1 pseudogene is annotated in these 1719 nt (G+C 78.7%); it reads right to left on the bottom strand.

The features are described 5' to 3' along the window. A pseudogene (locus EET13_RS30760) lies at positions 1-1719 on the bottom strand (PE family protein); the annotation flags it as partial.

The following is a 1719-nucleotide window of genomic DNA, read 5'->3' as shown; positions in this document are numbered from 1 at the left end:
CCCGCCCCGCCGGCCCCGCCATTGCCGCCTTTGCCGAGGCTGCCCACCTGACCGCCGGTGCCGGCGCCGGCCGCCCCGTGCCCGCCTGGCTGGCCGCCGCTGCTTCCGGTGCCCCCGGCGCCGCCGGCACCGCCGGTCGGCGTGGCGATGCCCAGGGTTTGCGAGCCGTTGGCTCCGTTAGCGCCGATACCGCCGTTGGCTCCGTCGCCCCCGTTGCCGCCGTCACCACCGTTGCCGCCGCTGAGGCCGGCGCCGCCGGCGCCGCCCGCGCCGCCCGCGCCGGCAGTACCCGCGCTGCCGCCGTCGCCGCCGCCGCCGGCGGCGGCGACTACCTGGCTCGGGCCGGCACCGTCGGCGGCACCGGTGCCGCCATTGCCTCCTGCGCCCGCCTTGCCGCCAGTGCCGCCATTGCCGCCGTTACCGGAAGGCCCGCTGGCACTGACTCCGCCAGTTCCGCCGTGGCCGCCGGCACCCGCATTGCCGCCCGTCCCGCCGGTGGCGCCGTTGCCCGGCCCCGCTGTGAGGGTGCCCGACACGCCATTGCCGCCCGTGGCGCCGTTGCCGCCCGCGCCACCGTTGCCGGCGGTACCGCCTTGGCCGCCGGTGCCTCCGTCGCCGGCAGCGCCGCCGTTGCCGCCGTGGCCACCAGCGCCGCCCTGCCCGCCCGCGCCACCGGCACCGCCGTCTGGCGCAATCGTGACGCCGGTGTTCGGGGTGAAGCCGTTACCGCCGGTGGCGCCGTTGCCTGCAGTTCCGCCGGAGCCGCCATTACCGGCTTGCCCGCCGTTGCCGCCGACCCCGCCGGCATTGCCGCCCGCGCCGCCGCTTCCACCGACACCACCTTTGCCACCGGCGCCACCGGTACCGCCCACAGGTGCCGTGCCGGTGCCCGTCACGCCACCACCGCCATCGCCGCCATTGCCGCCATTGCCGGCATTGCCGCCCGCGCCACCGTTTCCGCCAACGCCGCCATTGGGACCAGTGGCGCCCGGGGCACCGCCCATGCCGCCTTGTCCGCCCGCGCCGCCTGCGAAGCCGTCTCCGCCCGGCAGGCCGTTGTTGCTGATTTGGCTGACGCCGCCGGCGCCGCTACCGCCGTTGCCGCCATTGCCGCCCGCGCCACCGTTTCCGCCAATCCCGACGTTGCCCACCACGCCGCCATTGGCAGCCCCGGCCGCACCGGGCGCGCCGCCAGCTCCGCCAGTACCGCCATCGCCACCGATCGGGGCGTTGGTGCTGGTGTTGCCGGCGTCGCCGCCGTCGCCGCCAGCCGCACCATTACCGCCGGTGCCGCCCGTACCGCCGGTCCCGCCGGCGCCACCGGCGGCACCGCCGCCGCCGCCCTGGCCGCCGGCACCGCCCGGGCCGCCGCTTTCGCCGGGGCTGTTGGGCACAAGCATGTCGGCGCCGTTGGTCCCCACGCTGCCGTCGCCACCGTCGCCGCCGTTACCGCCATTTCCGCCATTGCCCGCACTGCCCGCATGGCCGCCGCTGCCGGCGCCGGCAGGGCCGCCGGCACCGGGTGCGCCGCCTGACCCGCCCGAACCGCCCGTCCCGCCGTCAATACCGTTGCCGGCGGCGTCGAGGCCGTTGCCGCCCCGGCCGCCAAGGCCGCCGTTGCCGCCAGTGCCGCCGTTGCCGGCGACACCGCCCCCGGCTGCGGGCCCGCCGGTGCCGCCCTTGCCGCCCTTGCCGCCCGCAAATCCGGCGGCGCCGGGA

The sequence above is a fragment of the Mycobacterium attenuatum genome, from assembly GCF_900566085.1.
GTDB lineage: Bacteria > Actinomycetota > Actinomycetes > Mycobacteriales > Mycobacteriaceae > Mycobacterium > Mycobacterium attenuatum.
Note: the sequence above shows the minus strand (reverse complement) of the source record. Positions and strands in the feature narration are given on the sequence as shown.